Origin of the sequence: Caldicellulosiruptor hydrothermalis 108 (assembly GCF_000166355.1) — a bacterium.
Classification (GTDB): domain Bacteria; phylum Bacillota; class Thermoanaerobacteria; order Caldicellulosiruptorales; family Caldicellulosiruptoraceae; genus Caldicellulosiruptor; species Caldicellulosiruptor hydrothermalis.
Window position 1 is genome coordinate 1,822,516 of sequence record NC_014652.1, and the last position, 19,918, is coordinate 1,842,433.

16 protein-coding genes are annotated in these 19,918 nt (G+C 37.4%); 1 reads left to right on the forward strand and 15 read right to left on the reverse strand.

Going from position 1 to position 19,918, the window contains the following annotated elements; translation table 11 throughout:
* Positions 1–139 precede the first annotated feature (139 nt).
* The 14 genes from CALHY_RS09110 to CALHY_RS09175 form a co-directional block, all read right to left on the reverse strand.
* Entirely contained in the window at positions 140–3,220 is a 3,081-nt protein-coding gene (locus tag CALHY_RS09110; RefSeq protein WP_013403669.1) for an MMPL family transporter, read from the reverse strand.
* A 104-nt stretch (positions 3,221–3,324) separates the two neighbouring features.
* On the reverse strand, positions 3,325–4,515 hold the full coding sequence (gene tyrS / locus CALHY_RS09115) for a tyrosine--tRNA ligase (RefSeq protein ID WP_013403670.1): 1,191 nt from the start codon (positions 4,513–4,515) through the stop codon (positions 3,325–3,327).
* 30 nt (positions 4,516–4,545) lie between these two features.
* Entirely contained in the window at positions 4,546–6,102 is a 1,557-nt protein-coding gene (murJ, locus tag CALHY_RS09120; protein WP_013403671.1) for a murein biosynthesis integral membrane protein MurJ, read from the reverse strand.
* 35 nt (positions 6,103–6,137) lie between these two features.
* Positions 6,138–7,424 (reverse strand): amidohydrolase, encoded by a 1,287-nt coding sequence (locus CALHY_RS09125; protein WP_013403672.1) that lies wholly within the window; start codon positions 7,422–7,424, stop codon positions 6,138–6,140.
* Between the two features lie 5 nt (positions 7,425–7,429).
* Entirely contained in the window at positions 7,430–8,680 is a 1,251-nt protein-coding gene (locus tag CALHY_RS09130; RefSeq protein ID WP_013403673.1) for an adenosylhomocysteinase, read from the reverse strand.
* Between the two features lie 31 nt (positions 8,681–8,711).
* The gene (gene dnaB, locus CALHY_RS09135) at positions 8,712–10,055 is read right to left on the reverse strand and encodes a replicative DNA helicase (RefSeq protein WP_013403674.1); all 1,344 of its coding nucleotides are present in this window, start codon (positions 10,053–10,055) and stop codon (positions 8,712–8,714) included.
* A 24-nt stretch (positions 10,056–10,079) separates the two neighbouring features.
* The gene (rplI, locus tag CALHY_RS09140) at positions 10,080–10,526 is read right to left on the reverse strand and encodes a 50S ribosomal protein L9 (protein WP_013403675.1); all 447 of its coding nucleotides are present in this window, start codon (positions 10,524–10,526) and stop codon (positions 10,080–10,082) included.
* 29 nt (positions 10,527–10,555) lie between these two features.
* Complete coding sequence (locus tag CALHY_RS09145) at positions 10,556–12,559, reverse strand: DHH family phosphoesterase (protein WP_013403676.1); 2,004 nt, start codon at positions 12,557–12,559, stop codon at positions 10,556–10,558.
* Positions 12,556–13,464, reverse strand: coding sequence for a DUF2232 domain-containing protein (locus CALHY_RS09150; protein ID WP_013403677.1), 909 nt, complete (start codon positions 13,462–13,464; stop codon positions 12,556–12,558). Before CALHY_RS09150 ends, CALHY_RS09145 begins: the two co-directional genes overlap by 4 nt.
* 20 nt (positions 13,465–13,484) lie before the next feature.
* Positions 13,485–14,318: a prephenate dehydratase gene (gene pheA / locus CALHY_RS09155; RefSeq protein WP_013403678.1), complete on the reverse strand. Its 834-nt coding sequence runs from the start codon at positions 14,316–14,318 to the stop codon at positions 13,485–13,487.
* 147 nt (positions 14,319–14,465) lie between these two features.
* Positions 14,466–15,404: a thiamine pyrophosphate-dependent enzyme gene (locus tag CALHY_RS09160; protein WP_013403679.1), complete on the reverse strand. Its 939-nt coding sequence runs from the start codon at positions 15,402–15,404 to the stop codon at positions 14,466–14,468.
* A gap of 17 nt (positions 15,405–15,421) precedes the next feature.
* The gene (gene porA / locus CALHY_RS09165; protein WP_013403680.1) at positions 15,422–16,603 is read right to left on the reverse strand and encodes a 2-ketoisovalerate ferredoxin oxidoreductase subunit alpha; all 1,182 of its coding nucleotides are present in this window, start codon (positions 16,601–16,603) and stop codon (positions 15,422–15,424) included.
* Positions 16,604–16,638: 35 nt separating this feature from the next.
* Positions 16,639–16,938 (reverse strand): 4Fe-4S binding protein, encoded by a 300-nt coding sequence (locus CALHY_RS09170; RefSeq protein WP_013290123.1) that lies wholly within the window; start codon positions 16,936–16,938, stop codon positions 16,639–16,641.
* Entirely contained in the window at positions 16,938–17,513 is a 576-nt protein-coding gene (locus CALHY_RS09175) for a 2-oxoacid:acceptor oxidoreductase family protein (RefSeq protein WP_013403681.1), read from the reverse strand. The genes CALHY_RS09170 and CALHY_RS09175 overlap by 1 nt, the downstream gene beginning before the upstream one ends.
* A 238-nt stretch (positions 17,514–17,751) precedes the next feature.
* Here CALHY_RS09175 and CALHY_RS09180 point away from each other — a divergent pair, with 238 nt between their 5' ends.
* Positions 17,752–18,462: a TVP38/TMEM64 family protein gene (locus CALHY_RS09180; RefSeq protein WP_013403682.1), complete on the forward strand. Its 711-nt coding sequence runs from the start codon at positions 17,752–17,754 to the stop codon at positions 18,460–18,462.
* Positions 18,463–18,499: 37 nt separating this feature from the next.
* Here the strand turns inward: CALHY_RS09180 and serS are convergent, their stop codons facing one another.
* Entirely contained in the window at positions 18,500–19,762 is a 1,263-nt protein-coding gene (gene serS / locus CALHY_RS09185; protein ID WP_013403683.1) for a serine--tRNA ligase, read from the reverse strand.
* Positions 19,763–19,918: the final 156 nt, after the last annotated feature.

Sequence of the window (19,918 nt, forward strand, 5' to 3'; positions counted from 1 at the left end):
TTATCAGCCATTTTTACCTATAAAACCATCTCTTTCTTCATATATCTTTAAATTTCTCTAATTTTCTTTCATTGCCTCACAATAAAAAAAGCTGCCCCCTTTCTTGGAAGCAGCTTCCTAATTTTTTCAAAGATGCTTCTTAGATTACATCCCTTTTTATCCTCATCAAACTATTATACAAAAACGGCAGAAGGAAAAACGCAAGCAAAACAAGGCCTATCACAACGCAGATTGAAACCTGCATAAGCGTTAAAATCCCTGATGGCAGCATTGCCGCAAATGTGCCGGCTAAAATTATCACCGCTGATGTTACAACATGCCCAATGTTTGCTGAGGTAAGCTTGAGCGCTTCTGAAAGCTCTAAATTTCTATATTCGTAAAACCTTATCAGTAAAAATACGCTGTAGTCTATACCCAGAGCTAAGAACACAACAAAGGTGAAAAATGGCACTGCCCAGTTGAGTGCTTCATACTTGAAAATACCTTTGAAAATCATCTCTGTTATAGAGAGTGCAAGGTAGTAGTCTACAAAAACTATTATTACCATTGCCGCAGCATTGAAAATTGACCTTGAGATAAGGAACATTAAAATCAAAATGCTTATTATCATTATAAGTCTCAAAGACTTGAAATCCTTAAAATAAATGCTTCTCAAATCATTGTTGCTTGATGATATTCCTCCAACGCCAACTGCGGTAAATTTTGTGTCTACAAACTCTAAAGTGTTTTTCAAAACTTTTTCTACACTGTCAACAATATCGATTGCTTTGTTTGTATATGGGTTTGTGTCAAGTATAAGAATAATCTTGGTAATCGTTCTGCTTTTATCCATGTAAGAATCCAAAGCCTTTTTAAAACTGCTGCTTTTGAGAGCCTCTGGTGGAACATAGAAGATGTTTGTTGTTTTGTACCCTTCAAAGTAGCTTTTAAAGCTTTGCAAAGAATTTGCCATTTTATTTAGAGCACTTGAGATTTGCAAAAGTCCAGATTTCAAACTTGAAAGTCCAGTTTGAAGCTCATCTACCTTTTTTAAAATTTGATCTTTTTGACTGCCAAACTCTTTTAGTTTTGAATACATTAGCTGTGTGCCTGAGATAAGCTGTTTTTGTCCGTTGTCAATTTGCACATACCCATCCACAATTTTGCCCTGGGCTGTGGCAAGCTTTTCTGAAGCAGCTGAAATAGCATCTATTGAAGATGAAATGAGCCTCAAAGCCTTATCGGCCTCAGACATTTTACCTGAAATCTTTTCATATTCAGAAGAAAACTCTTTTACTTTTGAGATTAGCATGTTGCTCTCATTTTCAATTCTTGAGACAATCTCTGCAGCCATAAGATAGTTAATATCCTTAGAAAGTTCTGGGTACTTGTTTGAAAGTGCTTTTAAATTTTGATTTACAGCCTTGATACTCGTTACAAGAAGTTCAACCTGGTTAAAATCAAACCCTTCTATCTTTTGCTTTACACCATTTATAGACTTTGTATACTGGCTGTAAAACTCTTTAAACCCTTTAGATAGCTGACTGCTACCTTTAGAAAGCTCAGCAAGTCCGCTGTAAACCTTTTTTGAACCATCCAAGCCCTTCTCAAAACCATCATTTAACTTCTCAAGAGCTGTCTTTACATTGTAAAGTCCATTTTCAAGCTGAGAAAGACCCGAAATTAGCTTTTGCACATCAAATTCTTCCGCAGATACGTTCAAGTTTTTATTTATTTTTTCAATTGCCGCATTTACCTTCAAAAGCCCATCCTTCAGACTGTCAACTCCTTTTATGACTGTATCAGCCTGCTTTGATAAAGTAAATTCTTCTATAACTTTTCCTTGCGGCCTTGTTACAGAGTAGACCTCTTTTATACCTTTTTGCCTACTCAAAATGTCAGATATCTTTTCAATGCTTGAAAGCGAATCTGATGTTGCTAAGTTACTATCAGACTTTAAATAAATTGTCACAGGAAATGTCTTTCCCACACTAAAGTTTTGAGAAATAAGGTTAAACCCTTTTACCGACTTATACTTTTCCGAAAGCTCATTTAAAGTGTTAAACGACAAATCACCACGGACTGAAAGAAGAAAAGGTATACAAAGTATCGCTACAGTTGTCAATACAACATACGGATATTTGGTTGAAAGATGAGCAGCACTCTCCCACAGCCTGCTATAAGTGTGTTTTATCTCTTTATTAAACGGCCAGAGAAGGTTTTTCCCAAATATTTTTAGCACTGCTGGAACCAAGGTCAAAAGCACAAGCAAGAGCACAAGTACGCTTATTGCAATTGCTGTCATTGCCTTGAAAAAGTTAAATGTCGCTGCCGCAAAAGCTGAAAATCCTGCAAATACTGTAAGACAGCTAAATATAACCGTTTTCCCTGCTGTTTTGTAAGTTGTCAAAATTGCATCGTCAACATTTTTGCCGTTTGCAAGCTCTTCTCTGAACCTTGAAATTATAAGCAAGTTGTAGTCTGTGCCAATTCCAAAAAGGGATACAACAATGAATGTCCTTGTAAATGTGCTTATTGGAAAATTAAATTTGTCTGCAAGATGTCCAACAATGCTAAGAGAGACCAAAAATGATACACCTACAGTTAAAATAGATACAATAGGAGTTACAGGTGAGCGGAAAACAAGCACCAGCACTATGATGATAAATAAAATAGTGATAGCATCTGTTTTTCTCACACCGTCTTGAGATGCCTTGATAAAATCCTGTGTTATCAAATCCCCACCTGTGAGGTAAACCTCAAGATTTCGAGGCTTTTCAAATGAATCTATGAGTTCATAAATCTCATCTCTTATTTCAATAATTTCCTTTTTTGACTTGTCGACATGGAGACTTGCAAGTATTACCTTGTTGTTTGAGGAAACATAATAGCTTTTAAGTTCAGGATTTTTAAAATGGGTTGAGATGTCAAGAATATGGTACTTTTCTTTTTGGCTGTCAAGAGCATCAATTATTCTTCTTACAGCAGCAATATCATCATTTGAAAAGCCATTTTTGCTATAGAACACAACTGCCACTGTCGAAAGTTTTTTGTCTTTAGAGTACCCTTGATACTCCTTTTCAATTGCTGCCGCAACCTGAGACGGGTAATTTTCACCAATCTTTGGTTCACCTTTTAAACGAACTATCTTGTTTATATCCGGCATTGTGATGATAAAAGCAAGTGTCACAACTGCCCATACAATCACGTTCAGCCAAGGACGCCTTATAACTGATTTCACACACCTCACCTCTTCTGAGTTTTTACACAGCCTATTTTATCATATATATTGACCAAGAGTCAATTTAATGCCTAAAAAAAATAGCCTTTGTGAAGGATTTGCCCTCACAAAAGCTTTATCTTTACAAATTTAAGTTTTCCTACCTGAAGCACATCTCCGTCTTTAAATTCTATGTCAAGCTCAGAAACCTTTTGCCCGTTCAGTTTTACTCCACCGCTTTTAATAAGTCTCATACCCTCGCTTGTAGAGGAGCAAAGTTTATTTTCTACCATAAACCTTGGAAGATAAACCTTCACATTTGCAAGCTCAACCTCTGGAATATCATCTGGAACATCTTTTTTCTGAAACACTCTTATGAACTCCTCTTCGGCCTTTAGAGCTGCCTCTTCGCCATGGTAAAGCTTTACAATCTCTCTTGCAAGTCTCATCTTTGCATCTCTTGGATGCAAAGTTCCTTCTTCAAGCTTTCTTTTTATCTCTTCAATCTCCTCAGGTTCTAAATCGGTTGTTAGTTCATAGTACGAAATCATAATCTCATCAGGGATTGACATCACTTTCCCATACATTACATTGGGCGGTTCATTTATTCCAATATAGTTTCCAAGGCTCTTGCTCATCTTGTTAACACCATCTGTACCAACTAATATTGGCATCAAAAGCGCAACTTGGATTGTTTTGCATCCATACTCCTTTTGCAGCGTCCTTCCCATCAATATATTGAATTTTTGCTCGGTTGCGCCAAGCTCAACATCGGCCTCTATAACAACAGAGTCATACCCCTGCATAAGCGGGTAGAAAAACTCATGTATTGAGAGTGGCAAGTTCTTTTCCATTCTCTGCCTAAATGTCTCTCTTTCAAGCATTCTTGCAACTGTGTATTTTGATGCAAGGTTTATTACATCCAAAAAGTTCATGGGTTCAAGCCATTCACTGTTATGTCTTATTGTGGTCTTTTGCGGGTCAAGAATCTTTAAAACCTGCTGTTTGAATGGCTCTGCATTTTTTTGGACCTCTTCTTTTGTAAGCTGTTTTCTTGTCTCAGATTTCCCTGTCGGGTCACCAATCATTGCCGTAAAATCACCAATTATCAATATTATGTTATGTCCTAAATCCTGAAGCTGTTTAAGTTTCCTTAAAACAACAGCATGCCCAAGATGAACGTCTGGCACGTTCGGGTCAAGGCCAAGTTTTATGTTTAAGGGTCTATCCTGCTTTAGTTTTTCAACAAGCTCCTCTTCTGTAATTATCTCAGCAGCACCTTTCTTAAAAACCTTTAATTGATGTTCGATATCCATTTTGACGCTTCTTCCCCTTTCCGTAGTTTTTCAAATTCCAAATTTTTCTCTTACCATTTTAACAATCAAACCTACTTCTTCTACCTTCAAAAGGTATATAAGCCCTGCATATATTCCCATTCCAAGCAAAATACTTGCCGAGGTATAAATGGCAAAGTATTTAAATGGCATTGTTAAATAAATAAATTTTTGTTTAAATGCATATACAAAGACACCCATTACCAAGCTTGCAACAAGCGCCTTTACAAACACACCTGCAATCCTTTTCCAGCCAATTGAACCAAGTTTTTTCCTAAGAGAAATAAACAACAAAACTGCTGCAATGTAGTTCGCCGAAGCAAATGCCATAGCAGCACCGGTGTGCTTGAACTTATGAATAAATATTATGTCAAGTATAATATTACAAACAATAGCAATAACACCGTTTTTTACAGCTGTTTTTGAATCCTTCAAAACATACAAAGTCCTGTTTAACATATCCCTAAGACCAAGGCCTACAAAACCCAAACAGTAAAACATAAGTGGTGAGGCTGTCAGCAAGGTAGACTCAATGGTAAAATTTCCTCGCTGGTAAATGAGTCTTGTTATCTCCTTTGATAGAATTATTCCACCTATGGCAAACGGCATCATTATCAGAATAATTGAGTTTACAGCAGAGACAAAGAACTTTCTAAAATTCTCTTTATCTCCTTTTGCCTGCAGATTAGAGAGGGTTGAAAAAGCTAAAACAGAAATTGAGGATGAAAAAACTCCAACCACCACATCGTTCAGCTTCCCTGCATATGCAACAGCCGCAACAGCACCGGTTGACGTCCCTGTCAGAAGGTATCTGTCAATGAATGTGTAAAGCTGAGCCATGCTACTGCTTATGAAAACCGGGAAAGAAAATTTTATCATCTTTTTTATGTTTTCATCCTTCAGCCCGACCACAGGATAAAATTTAAAGCCATATTTCTTTGAATTATTAAGCTGGTAAACCAAACTCCAAAAATACCCGACAACAAATCCTACCGCCACTATATATATATCAAATTTCTTGAACGGTTCAAAGTATGACAAAAATATTGCGATAAAAATTGAGAGATTAAAAGGAATGCTTGATAGTACCGGCTTTGTAAAGTTCCCGTTTGCCTGCAAAAAGCCCTGAAGTATGTTTGCTGAACTTGTAAATATTATCATAAAGATTGTGATTTTCAAAATTCTTGACGCATACATTATCTGGAGTTCTTTACTTTGGTGCACTTGAAGTTGAATTAGCTGTTTTGAGAAGATAAAGCCAAAGATTGCAACAATGCTTGATGCAAGAAGCAATGTATTTATCACACTGTTTGTAAATTTTATTCCCTCATCCTCGCCTTTTTTTTCACGTATATCTGTGTAAAACGGTATAAATGAGGTTGAAAAAGCAGCAAAAATAGAAGCAAAAAGGATGTTCGGAAGCTGCAGTGCAAGGGGGAAAGCATCTGCCTTTACGCTTGTACCAAACCTTGCACCAAATGCTACCTCTCTTATGAATCCTATCAGTTTTGTAAAGACTGTTACAACAAAAAGCTGCAATGCTATTTTTGTTGCCTTTTTATACTGCAATTCTTGTCCTTCCTTTCATGGCTTTAAAAAAATTTCTAAATACTCTCTTTCAAAAACTTCTCTATGCTCTTTATCTCTTTTACAAGAGCCTCTTCATCAATTGTAAAAAGCTTCCCATCCATGTAAAGGATCTGACCATCCACTATTGTAGCATACACATTCGAAGGATTGCTACTGTAAACAACATTAGAAATTGGATTATAACATGGCAGCATGTTAAAATCATTTGCTTTCAGCAGCACTATATCAGCGCAAAAACCTTCGTGAAGAACACCCGTGTTGTAGATACCTGCTGCCATGGCTGCATTTACTGTTGCCATCTTTAGAATCTGTTCTGCCTTCAAAATATCTGATAACCTGTACATTCCCTTTTCAAGCAAAGAGGCAATGTGCATCTCTTCAAGCATATTCAAGTTGTTGTTGCTTGCTGCCGAATCTGTACCAATGGCAACATTTACACCAGACTTTATCATATTTTGCACAGGTGCAAAGCCATTGCCAAGCTTGAGATTGCTTGTCGGGTTGTAAACACAAGATACATTTTTCTCTGCCATAATTTCGATATCCTCATCATCGACATACACGCAGTGTGCTGCTATACAAATTGTATCAAAAAGCCCTGCCCGACTACAAAGTTTTACAGGTGACATGTCATGTTTTTCGTAACACTCATTGACTTCATTTTCTGACTCACTAAGATGTATCATCACCCCTGTTTTAAACTCCTGTGCAAGCTGTGCAACCTTTTCTAAAAGCACATATGAACATGTATAAATGGAATGTGGGCCGAAAAATACTTTTATCTTGTCACTTGAATAATTATAAATCAGCTCTTTTGTCTCATCAAGCCTAATATCCTCTTTTTCATCTGTCTGAAGCCCTCGTGATAAAACTGCCTTTATACCTGCTTGCTGCACAGCCTTAGCAGTCATATCTTCATGAAAATACATGTCAAAAAACATTGTTGTGCCGTTTTTGAGCATCTCTGCAATACCAAGAAGAGAAGAAAAATAAATCATCTCTTTTGTGAGCTTTTCTTCTGCCGGGAAAATCTTTTCAAATAACCACTCATACAAAGGCAAATCGTCCGCAAAAGAACGCAAAATTGTCTGACCGCAGTGTGTATGTGCATTTATAAGTCCCGGTATGGCTATTAAATCTTTTCCTTCAATGACTTTAACAGAACTTTGCTCATAAATAGATAGCTCTATATTTTCTGCTATCCTTGCAATCCTGCCACTCTTGATAAGAATATCACCCTTTAGAACCTCATTTTGTGCATTACAAGTAATAATTGTAGCATTTTTAATTAATATATCCATTTTACTTACACTTCCCAACTTTTAAGGTATTTTTCCTGCTCAGGTGTGAGCTTGTCTATTTCAATCCCAAGGGACCTTAATTTAACTTCGGCAACAAATTTGTCAATCTCCTCTGGAACATTATATACTTTCTTTTCCAATTGTTTATGATTTTGGACAACGTATATACTTGACAGTGCTTGAATAGCAAATGACATATCCATAATCTCAATTGGGTGCCCATCTGCTGCGGCAAGGTTGACAAGCCTTCCCTCTGCTATTACAAAAACCTCTTTGCCATTTTCAAGAACATATCCCTGGATATTCTTTCTTGCTTCGTACTTTTTGACTGCCTTTTTCTCAAGCGTAGCTATATCAATCTCAACATTAAAATGCCCACTATTACACAAGATTGCTCCATCTTTCATTTGCAAAATATGTTCATACCTTATTACATCCTTGCACCCTGTTACAGTAACAAATATATCCCCAATCTTTGCAGCATCTTGCATCTTCATTACCTCAAATCCGTCCATGTATGCTTCTAAAGCCTTGATTGGGTCAACCTCGCTAACTATCACTTTTGCACCAAGCCCTTTAGCTCTTTTTGCAATTCCCTTGCCGCAAAAACCATATCCCGCAACAACCACATACTTGCCTGCAACTGTTATATTCGTGGTTCTCATTATCCCATCCCAAGTAGACTGACCAGTTCCAATACGATTGTCAAAAAGATGTTTGCAAAAAGCATTGTTGACTGCAATCATAGGGAATTTGAGTTTTCCTTCCCTTTCAAGCGCTCTGAGCCTTATTACACCTGTTGTTGTCTCTTCACAGCCACCAATTATTCTGCTCGCCAAATCTTGATGCTTTGTGTGAAGAAGATATGTCAAATCTCCTCCGTCGTCAATTATAAGGTCTATATCATTTTCAAGAGTTTTCTCAAGATGATTAAAATATTCGGATGTATCCACACCTCTTATCGCAAATACTTCAATGCCCTCATGAACAAGAGCGCTTGCAACATCATCCTGAGTAGATAAAGGATTCGATCCTGTGACAAAAACATTGCTACCTAAGTCTTTCAAAAGCAGAGCAAGGTTTGCTGTCTTTGCCTCAAGATGAACAGAAATTGCTATGTTCAAGCCTTTAAGCGGTTTTTTGTCTTCATATTCTTTTCTTATCTGATTTAAGATAGGCATAAACCTTCTTGCCCAGTTAATTTTTTTGAGCCCATCTTCCCACAAAGAATAATCTTTGATAATTGACAATAGCATCACACCCTTTTTCGATTCATAGTTATTTTACTTATCTATTTTTCTCCAAATCTTTGAACTTTGTATGTTTGTCCAAGAAAAGGAGCTCAATTGTGCCAGTAGGTCCATTTCTGTGCTTTGCAATTATAAGCTCTGCTATGTGTTTTTTATCGGTGTCAGGATTGTAATACTCATCCCTGTACAAAAACGCAACAATGTCAGCATCCTGCTCAATAGCCCCACTTTCACGAAGGTCAGAGAGAATTGGTCTGTGGTCAGCCCTTGTTTCAGGTGCACGGGACAGCTGTGAAAGAGCAAGCACTGGAACATTGAGCTCTCTTGCCAAGGCTTTTAATGACCTTGAAATCTCGGCAATCTCCTGTTGTTTGCTTTCAAACCTACCGCGAGCAGTCATAAGCTGCAAATAGTCAACCATCACAAGACCAAGACCTTTTTCTTTGAGCTTGAGCCTTCTACACTTTGCCCTCATCTCGCTAACTGTTATGGCAGGTGTATCGTCAATATAAATTGGAGCATTTGACAAAAGTGCCAAAGCCTTTGCAAACTTTTTCCACTCTTCATCCTCTAAGTTGCCAGTTCTAAGCTTATGGCTGTCTATCATTGCTTCTGAGCAAATCATACGGGTTACAAGCTGTTCTTTTGACATCTCAAGACTGAAAATAGCAACAGGCACACCTGCTCTCAAAGCTGCGTGCTGGACAATATTTAGCGCAAAACTTGTCTTGCCCATTGCAGGTCTTGCTGCAATAAGTATCAGGTCTGATGGCTGAAGACCTGCTGTCATTCTGTCAAACTCAGCAAATCCTGTGGGCACACCTATGATATGTGATTTTCTGAGATACAGTTCCTCTATCTTGTTGTATGTTTCAATTAATATCTCTTTTAAATGAGAAAAATCTTTTGAATTTTTGTGAGAAATCACATTGAAGATTGTCTTTTCAGCAAAATCAACAATGTCTTCAACTCTTTCTGTCTGGCTCTTGCACTTTTCAATAATCTTCATTGAAGAGTTTATGAGTTTTCGCAAAAGAGACTTTTCTTCAACAATCTTTGCATAATATGTAGCATTTGCAGTTGTCGGAGTATTTATCACAAGGTTTGTCAGATACTCACTTCCTCCAACTGCATCAAATGTTCCTCTCTCTCTCAGTCTTTCAGCCACAGTTATGACATCTACCGGCTTGCCCTCTTCAAAAAGGTCCATAATAGCAGCAAAAATCTCTTTAAGCTGTGGTGTTGCAAAATCCTCTTCTGTCAAAATCTCAGTAACATCAGAAATTACCTCGCGGCTCAAAAGCATTGCCCCCACAACCGCTTCTTCTGCTTCGCGGCTTTCGGGTATTCTTTCTTGATTTTGAACAATGTCGGGCTCCATCTTTCTCTCACTTCCTCATAACAATCAGCTTGCTGTCACATGAACTTTAAGCTTTGCCACAACTCCCTGATATAGTCTAATAACAACATCATAGCTCCCAATAAGCTTTATTGGGTCGTCAAGTTCTATTTTCTTCTTGTCAATGTCAAACCCAAGCTGCTTTTTTATCTCTTCGGCAATCTCTTTGTTTGTTATAGAACCAAAAAGTTTTCCATTTTCACCTGCTTTTGCTTTTATAATAATCTGACTCTTTTCAAGCTTACTTGCCAAATTCTTTGCAGCTTGCAGCTCTTTTTCCTTCTTTTTTTGTTCAGCCTCTTTCTTTTCTTTTATATGCTTTTCTAAACCTTCTGTTGCAGGCACTGCAAGTTTTCGTGGAATCAAATAGTTTCTGGCATACCCATCGTTTACTTCAACTACTGAATCTTTCTTTCCAAGTCCTTTTACATCCTGTAAAAGCACAACCTTCATGTTAGAATACCCACTCCTTTTTGCTTTAATTAGAAGTTTCTGTTTTCATTAATATACTCTTGGATGGCTTTTAAAAGAACCTCTTTTGCATCTTCAATGCTTCTATTTTCAAGTCTTGCTCCTGCTGTTTCTAAGTGACCTCCACCACCAATTTTTTCTAATATAACCTGAACATTTATCTTGCCATTTGACCGACCGCTTATTAGCACACTGTTTTCTATTTTGCACACAACAAATGAAGCGTCAATCCCTTTTATGTTCAAAAGCTCATCTGCCACCTTTGCTATTATAACATTATCCCGGCACACTTGTGAATAATCAACCACAAGGGCGATATTATCATATACAATTTGCAAATTGGAAATGAGCTGACTTTTTAAAATGTAGCTTTCCAAGTCTTCTTTCAAGTATTCTTTAATAGCTTCCGGCATTGCATCATTTTCTCTAAGATATGTTGCAACCTCAAAAGTCCTTACACCAACATTTTTTGTAAATCCTCTTGTGTCAATCATTATACCCGCTAAAAGTATCTCTGCCTCAAATTTTTTCAGCTTTATCCCTTCATAGCTCAAAAGCTCTGCAACAAGTTCAGATACAGATGAAGCGTATGTTTCTGAATAGCAAATGAGAGCCTGTTCTATCCAGTCGGCAGGTCTTCTATGATGGTCAATTACGATTATCTTTTCAAACTCCAAAATCATCTGCGGCATATCGATGTAACTTGCTCTTTGAGTGTCTACCACAAACAAAAGAGAGGTTTTTGTTTTCATCTTCAAAGCTTTCTGCTGGTCAATTATTATATTCTGGTATTGAGGGTCATCAAGTAGCATCTGAAGAAAGTTTTTAATTGTAGGATTGTAGGAATTAATTACAATGTACACTTCCTTGCCCAAATTTAGGCACAACTTGCTCAAACCCACAGCTGCACCCAAACAGTCAAGGTCAAAGTACTGATGACCAATAATAAATATCTTATCAGAATGTTTCACAATCTCTTTTATTGTCTGTGCCATAACACGTGAGCGCACTTTTGAGCGTTTTTCATGTTCTTTTGTTTTACCACCAAAAAATTCAAACTTGCCGCCGTAGAATATTACAAACTGGTCACCGCCACGGCTTAGCGCCATGTCAAGAGCCGTTTTTGCATCCTTTTGTGCCTGGAATATAGAATCTTGCCTTATACCTATACCGCAGCTTATGGTAGGAATTATCTTATTGTACAGATTCACTTCCTTTATCTGCTCTAAAATATTAAATCTTCTTTCCTGCATCTTGTAAAAGGCTTCTTTATTGCATATAAAAAAGTACTTGTCCCGTTCATACTTCATTAAAAACACATCTGACCTTATTTGATTGTAAAACCAATCAGTAATACGTTTCTCTATCTCAGAAACAATAGAAGATTTAGATACCTCCGGTGCTGAATTCAGAACATCTTCATAGTTGTCAATGGTCAAATAACCAAAAACAACATTTTGTATTTCATATTTCTTTTGAAGAAGAACAAAATCAGTAACATCAACAAAGTAAAACAGGTTCAAAAACCTCTTTTCGTTTTTGCCTTCCTCTACCTCAACAATGGTTATCAAAACATCAAAAAAATTACCTTCATACTCAAATTTCTCAACCTTGCTTTTCCCTTCTAAAACGGCTGAATAAAGATCAGGAAGCTCATCTTTGAGATTTTTGCCTATCAATTTCTTGTTCTTTACTGTATTTAGGAATTTGTGATTGTACCATATTATATCCCCATTGTACTCTGAAATAAGAATTGGAAATGGAAACTTCAAGAGTGTATCTTTTGATGCTGTGTCTATGTTAAGAGTGAGAGTTTCTATATATTCTAAAAGCTGTTTGTTCTTTTTTCTGTTGAGCCTCAAATTGTAAATGGCAAGCAGAACAATCAGTGAAAGACAAATCAAGCCAATCTTGATATCAAAATATAGAATTATAAAATCAAAAAGTAAAGAAAGTATAAAACCTGCTTGCGACACAGAAAAATCAAATCTAAAGTGAGACTTTTTATCTTTCACAATTCCACCCTCTTTGGTTTGCGTTTTTTAAAATCAAATATAAGGTCCAGAAAACCTATAAATATCATTAAAATTAAAAATTGCATACTGAATATGATCAAAACTGCAAAAAGCCAGCCTCTAATAAAAGGCGAAAAAATCTTCTCGGCTATCACTGCATATATCAAAGAAAGTGCTTGAATAAATAAAAGCCACGAAAGAATTATTGTCATGTTGCTCACAACAACATAAAGTGCATTTATGCTTGTCAAAAATAGAGAAAGAATAAAGAATACCACAACTCCAACCGTCACTTCTTTGGGCATAAATAGCTTTGAAAAAGGTAAAAATTCCTTTTGAATTCCAACTTTGTTTGCTACAAATTTAGTAATATAATATCCCACAAGTGCTAATGTGATTGCCTCAACAATTACAAATCCAGGCATCAAAAGTTTCAAAAATTCGACCAGCTTGTCTGAGAGCTTGTCATCACCAACCATTTTAAAATAACCTTCAAACATGTCTTTTAAAATAGAGAGAAGCTGAGCAATTATATCTATCTTATAAAGAATCTTTATAGCTTTTATAACAAGCACCTGGTAGAGCAAAAATCCAGCGGTGAACGTTGCAAAATCCATAACAATAGTTCTTGAAACGCGCAAAAGCAAAAATACGCATATGGGCAAGATAAATGTAATCAAGAGAAAAAGCAAATTAATTGGAGATTTACCAATAATCATAATAATCAGAGCAGAAATGGCATATGATATAGCCATCCTTTTTACAAAATTCTCTTTTACTGCTACAACATAAAGAGGAAAACCTACCAAAGCCAAAATGGGATTAAACTGAAGTAAAAACAAAACCATCTGAAAAACTCCAGTAACTATTGATATAAGCCCTTCTTTTAGCAATTTATTGTTCATACTCCATCCACATCCATCCACTAATTTTTATTATCCGAATCTGGACAAACAACAGAATAAGAGCCTAAAAGCTTAAAAAATGTAGATTTTCGTTGAACCACCTTTAGCGCATCACTCACATCTTCATCATCCACAAACCCTTCTATATCAACAAAAAACACATACTCACCAAGATTAGTCTTTGCCGGTCGTGATTCTATCTTTGTCAAATTCAAATCATAAAGATTAAAAATAGCTAAAATTTTATAAAGACTTCCTGGCTTGTCATAGGTTGAAAAGATAATTGAAGTCTTGTTTTTCTCTCCCTTTTCAAAGTTAGGATTCTTGCTTATAACAAAAAATCTGGTGTAATTATTGTCGTGGTTTATTGGTCCAGCCAAAACTTTGAGGTTATTCTGCTGTGCTGCAAATAAAGAACAGATTGCAGCGTCCACCTCACCGCCTGCGCACATCCTTGCAGCATATGAGGTACTGCTAACCTGTATCAATTTTGCTTCTTTGAAATTCTTTCTCAAATAGTCATGGCACTGAGAAAACGCCTGCGGGTGTGAGGCAATTGTTAAAATTTGTTTTGTCTCTTCTCTTGCGCAAAGATAATGTTCTACCTTCAAAACTATTTCTTTTACTATATAAACCTTAGATTTTAAAAGATAATCAAGGGTTGTTGAGACACTTCCTTCAATGGAGTTTTCAACAGGAACAACTCCAAAATCAGCCCTCTCTTCTTCAATGGTCTCAAACACATCATCTATTGTGTCGCATGCTACAAGATTTTTCTCTTGTTCTTCTGCGAAAAACCTATTTGCAGCTTCATATGAATATGAGCCAATGGGACCTAAATATGCAATCTTCACCTTTTCACCTCATAACCTGCTTTTTATATATTTTAACATTGATTGAGAAAGTATAAAAGACAAATATATCAAAAAGGCTCCCCGCCTAAAACCTATATAAACCTTTCAGGCAGAGAGCCTTTTGTTTTTGCTATATATTAATACCGCTTATTTTTCACCACAAAGCTCTAAAAGTCTTTCCCATCTTCTGTCAACTTCCTGCTGAATCTGCTCAATCAAATGTTCATTTCCTTTTTTGAACAGGTGTCTGAACCTTCCTTGAGTCTTTAAAAACTCAACAACAGGAAGCTTTTCTTTTGGCTTGTATGTGAGTCTGTACTGACCATTTACAACCTCATAAAGCGGCCAGAAACATGTATCAACCGCAAGCTTTGAAATTTCAATGAGCTTAGAAGTCTCATATCTCCAACCTCTTGGACACGGAGCCAAAACATTTAAAAATGCTGGTCCATCTGTGTAAAGAGCCTTTTCAGCCTTTTCAATTAAGTCTTTGAGGTTTGGTGTGATGAAAGCTGTCTGTGCAACATACGGAATTCCATGCGCAACCATGACTTCTGTTAAATCCTTTCTCCACTGCATCTTACCTGGAAGCACTTTTCCCTGTGGAGATGTTGTTGTATCAGCGTAAAGTGGTGTAGCAGAAGATCTCTGGATACCTGTGTTCATATAAGCACCGTTGTCATAGCAGACATATACCATGTTGTGTCCTCTTTCCATTGCACCAGAGAGAGACTGAAGACCAATATCGTATGTTCCACCGTCGCCGCCAAACGCGATAAACTTAAACTCACCCTGGATTTTTCCTTTTTTCTTTAAAACCCTGTATGCAGCCTCAGCACCAGCAACTGTTGCAGCAGCGTTCTCAAACGCACTGTGGATGAATGAGTCTTTCCATGCTGTGTATGGGTAAATACAGCTTGAAACCTCCAAACATCCTGTTGCAACACCAACAACAGCCCTATCTTCTGGTTTGAGTGCTCTGAGCACTGCTCTTACAGCAACAGGTGCACCGCACCCTGCACACATTCTGTGCCCGCCTGTAAACCTTTCAGGTCTTGCAGCAAGCTCTTTTATATTGTATGCCATCTTTATTTTGCACCTCCTTATTCTCTCACACCAATGTAGTTGTAAACTTCTCCAACATTTCCTGTCTTGACAATGTCAAGAAGTCTGTCATAAACCTTTGCGATGTCATCTGTCTTGACATCTCTTCCGCCAAGACCATAGATGTAGTTGATAGCCTTTATGCCCTCTGCTCTTCCATAAAGAGCACTTGTAATCTCAGTGAAAAGTGGACCGCCAGCTGCGTTAAATCCATCTGATTTGTCCATTATAGCAACTGCTTTTAAGTGCTTGAGTGCCCCTACAATCTCATCAACAGGGAATGGTCTGAAAAGTCTTGGCTTTAAAAGACCTACCTTGTACCCTTTGCTTCTGTACTCGTCAACAACAGCTTTAGCTGTTCCTGCTGTTGAGTTCATAACAACAATTGCAACCTCTGCATCGTCAAGCTTGTATGCCTCAAAAAGACCATACTTTCTGCCTGTCAAGGCAGCAAACTCTTCTGCAACCTCAAGTACTACCTTTTTAGCGTTTTTCATAGCTTCAGCCTGCTGCCTTTTGTGCTCAAAGTAGTATGGTGGCAAGTCTAACGGACCCATTGAAATTGGGTTTTGCTCGTTCAAAAGATAAAACTCTGGATTGTATTCACCTACAAACTTCTTTACAAGTTCATCTTCCAAAAGCTCTATATTTTCAACAGCATGGCTTGTAATAAATCCGTCATAGCAAACCATCACAGGAAGTCTTACATCCTTGTGTTCAGCAATCCTTATTGCCTGAATCAAAGAGTCGTAAGCTTCCTGGTTGTTTTCGCAGTAAATCTGAATCCAGCCACTATCTCTTGCACCCATTGAGTCTGAATGGTCGTTGTGAATATTAATAGGACCAGAAAGAGCTCTGTTTATAACTGCCATAACAATTGGAAGTCTCATTGACGCTGCAATGTAGAGCATCTCCCACATGAGTGCAAGACCTTGTGAGGATGTTGCTGTCATTGTTCGGGCTCCAGCAGCTGACGCACCAATACATGCGCTCATTGCGCTGTGCTCAGACTCAACAGCAACAAACTCAGTGTCTACCTCACCGTTTGCAACATATTGAGAAAAATATTGTGGTACCTCAGTTGAAGGTGTAATTGGAAAAGCGGCAACAACATCAGGGTTTATCTGTTTCATTGCAAAAGCTACCGCTTCGTTACCAGAAAGTCTATCACGAATAGCCATCTTGTGTATTCCCTCCTCAAATTCAAAATTCTTTCTTATTTCTTCTCCTCTACAAAATCAAAAGCTTTAAATGGACAAACCTCTGTGCAAACTCCGCAACCTTTGCAGTGGTCATAGTCAACTCCGACCATCTTCCCATTTTCAACCTTTATAGATGAATCTGGACATACATAGAAGCAGAACAGACACTGCTTGCACTTATCTTCATGCCATACAGGTCTCATTGTTCTCCAGTCGCCTGTTTTAAAGTCCTCTGCATTACCTGGGTCGATAATTACACCTGCCGGTGTTATTTCCTTCCATGTAACATCTTCTGTTATTTTCATCTTTCTCATTATCCTTGCACCTCCTGCATTCCTCTAACAAACGCTTTGAGGTTACCCTCAATCACATCTGGCTTTGTTGCAAACTTGTGCTTGAGCGACCCTTCCATGTCCTTTATTGCTTCTTCTTCGGGAATAATGCCTGTTACCTTTATAACCGCTCCAAGAACAGGGATGTTCGGGAAATACTTGCCCAAACACTCCATTGAAATCTTTCTTGCGTCAATTGTGTAAACCTTTCCATCAAAGTTCCCAAGCATCTTCTTTACTTCTTCAGGAGACTTTGAAGTGTTGACAATTATCGCACCATCTTTTTTGAGCCCTTTTGTTACATCAACACTTCCGATTAATGTCTCATCAACAACAACTACGTAGTCAGGTTCATAAATGTTGCTGTGAATTGTAATCTTCTCATCGCTTATTCTGTTGTAAGCTGTTATAGGAGCACCCATTCGCTCTGGACCATACTCAGGAAAACCTTGAACGAACTTACCTGTGTTGAAAGCAGCTTCAGCTAAAAGAAGAGAAGCTGTCTTTGCACCTTGTCCACCTCTTCCGTGCCATCTTATCTCAATCATCTTGCCCATGTTCGTACCTCCTTTTTCAAAAACGTTACAGTCTTTTATTTGAACTATTAAAGAGAATCAATATTTAACACTACCTTTTTATTATATATTTTGAATGTTAAAAAATCAACATATTTTTGAATACACCATAATTGCATATATTTGGATCAGGGATTGCAAAGAATTCATCAGTAGGTTATAGTAATATGATGAGAACTAAATTATAAAACATCTTAAAGTATGACATTGGAGGGCAAAAGTGAAGAGGAAAAATCTTTCAATTGTCTTAAATATCATTGCAATTGCAGGATTTATTTTACTGGCAACGGCAGTAGCCATACGATATTCTCATTTTCTTGTAAATATTGTCTCAAATCCGCAGAAATTTAAAAGCTGGGTTTTGTCTTTTGGTCAACTTGGTGTACTTGTCTTCATCCTCACTCAAATTCTTCAGGTTATTATTTCTGCTATTCCAGGTGAAGCTGTACAAATCTCTGGCGGATATCTTTATGGTACGCTGCTGGGCACAGTATATTCACTAATTGGAATCATGATAGGCTCTGTGTGTGTATTTTATATAACAAGGCTTTTGGGATATAGTCTTGTGAGGAAAATTGTCTCAGAGGAAAAGCTCAGAAAATTTTATTCACTTATCAATTCTCCAAAAGGAGAAATAGCCATATTCTTGCTCTTTTTGATACCAGGACTTCCAAAAGACATTCTGACATACATTGCTGGACTTTCGCCAATAAAACCGCTAAGATTTTTTGCGATTGTTGCCATTGCAAGACTGCCAGGAATATTTTTTTCATCATACATTGGAAGCAGCCTTGAAGAGAAAAACTACACAATGGCAATTGTAGTTTCTGCTGCAGCTGCTATTTTGTTTGTCTTGGGTGTTGTATACAGAGACAATATCATAAAAACCATTCATAATTGGGTGCACAAAAAAGGTAGCAGCAATCTTTAAATGATGTCCTGCTGCTACCTTTGTTCTTTCCTAATTTTTACTTTATCACATCTGTACCCATATACTTTCTCAAAACCTCTGGAACAACTACTGTTCCATCTTTCTGCTGGAAGTTTTCAAGTACTGCTGCTAAGGTTCTTCCCACAGCAAGGCCTGAGCCGTTGAGTGTATGAACATAGTCAAGTTTTCCGTCTTTCCTTCTGAATCTGATGTTTGCTCTTCGTGCCTGATAGCTTTCAAAGTTTGAACAAGAAGAAATCTCAACGTACCTTCCGTAACTTGGCATCCAAACTTCAATGTCGTACGTCTTTGCTGACGAAAAACCTAAATCACCTGAACAAAGAAGAACAACTCTGTAAGGAAGCCCTAATTCCTTTAAAACATCCTCTGCATCAGCTGTAAGCTTTTCAAGCTCATCATAAGAATCTTCTGGCTTCGCAAACTTCACAAGCTCAACCTTGTTAAACTGATGCTGACGAATAAGCCCTCTTGTGTCTTTGCCAGCAGCACCAGCTTCTGCCCTAAAACATGCTGAGTAGGCAACATATTTTATTGGCAAGTCTTCTTCTTTGAGTATCTCTTCTCTGTGGTAGTTTGTAACAGGCACCTCTGCTGTTGGTATCAAAAAATAATCATCTGTTGTCTTAAAAGCGTCTTCTTCAAACTTTGGAAGCTGCCCTGTGCCAATCATAGATTTTCTCGCAACTAAAAAAGGTGGGAATAGCTCAGTATAGCCATGCTTTTCAATGTGAAGGTCAAGCATGAAGTTGATTAAAGCTCTTTCTAACCTTGCACCAAGTCCTCTGTAAAATGTAAAACGGCTTCCTGACACTTTTGAGGCTCTTTCAAAATCCAAGATTCCAAGATTTACACCAATTTCCCAATGAGGCTTTATTTCGAAGTCAGGTTCTCTTACCTCACCCCAGCGCCTTACTTCAACATTTTCTGTATCATCTTTGCCAACCGGTACAGACTCATGAGGAATGTTTGGGATTGTGAGCAAAATCTTTTCTATCTCATCTTCAACCTCTTTGACTTTGCTATCTAATTCTTTAATTTTATCAGATAGCTCTTTTAGCTCATTCATAAGGTCTGTAACATCTTTCCCTTCCTTTTTGAGCTTTGGAACCTCTTTAGATTTTTGATTCTGTAGAGCTTTCAGGCTTTCAACCTCAGCCAAAAGCTTTCTTCTTCTTTCATCAAGCTCTAAAATGGGCGCAATTGAAATGTCTTTGTTTCTTTTAGAAAGTCCTTCTTGTACCTTTTCTGGATTTGACCTTATATATTTTAAATCAAGCATTACACTCGCCTCTCCCTTGTAATTGTAATTTTTTGGCGTAGAAATTAATAAACTGTATACATTTTATCTTATCAGTATTTTCAGAGGTTGTAAATATTTTTTGCGCCTTTTTCTCAAGCTGCTTTGATTTTTGTCTCAAGGCTCTTTACAATAGCC

Excerpts from the sequence above, each read along its gene's own strand:
- CALHY_RS09125 (WP_013403672.1), bottom strand. The coding sequence starts at position 7,424 with ATGGATATATTAATTAAAAATGCTACAATTATTACTTGTAATGCACAA.
- CALHY_RS09170 (WP_013290123.1), bottom strand. The coding sequence starts at position 16,938 with ATGAGAAAGATGAAAATAACAGAAGATGTTACATGGAAGGAAATAACA.
- CALHY_RS09175 (WP_013403681.1), bottom strand. The coding sequence starts at position 17,513 with ATGGGCAAGATGATTGAGATAAGATGGCACGGAAGAGGTGGACAAGGT.
- tyrS (WP_013403670.1), bottom strand. The coding sequence starts at position 4,515 with ATGGATATCGAACATCAATTAAAGGTTTTTAAGAAAGGTGCTGCTGAG.
- rplI (WP_013403675.1), bottom strand. The coding sequence starts at position 10,526 with ATGAAGGTTGTGCTTTTACAGGATGTAAAAGGACTTGGAAAGAAAGAT.
- CALHY_RS09150 (WP_013403677.1), bottom strand. The coding sequence starts at position 13,464 with ATGAACAATAAATTGCTAAAAGAAGGGCTTATATCAATAGTTACTGGA.
- CALHY_RS09130 (WP_013403673.1), bottom strand. The coding sequence starts at position 8,680 with ATGCTATTGTCAATTATCAAAGATTATTCTTTGTGGGAAGATGGGCTC.
- dnaB (WP_013403674.1), bottom strand. The coding sequence starts at position 10,055 with ATGGAGCCCGACATTGTTCAAAATCAAGAAAGAATACCCGAAAGCCGC.
- CALHY_RS09160 (WP_013403679.1), bottom strand. The coding sequence starts at position 15,404 with ATGGCATACAATATAAAAGAGCTTGCTGCAAGACCTGAAAGGTTTACA.
- serS (WP_013403683.1), bottom strand. The coding sequence starts at position 19,762 with ATGCTTGATTTAAAATATATAAGGTCAAATCCAGAAAAGGTACAAGAA.
- porA (WP_013403680.1), bottom strand. The coding sequence starts at position 16,603 with ATGGCTATTCGTGATAGACTTTCTGGTAACGAAGCGGTAGCTTTTGCA.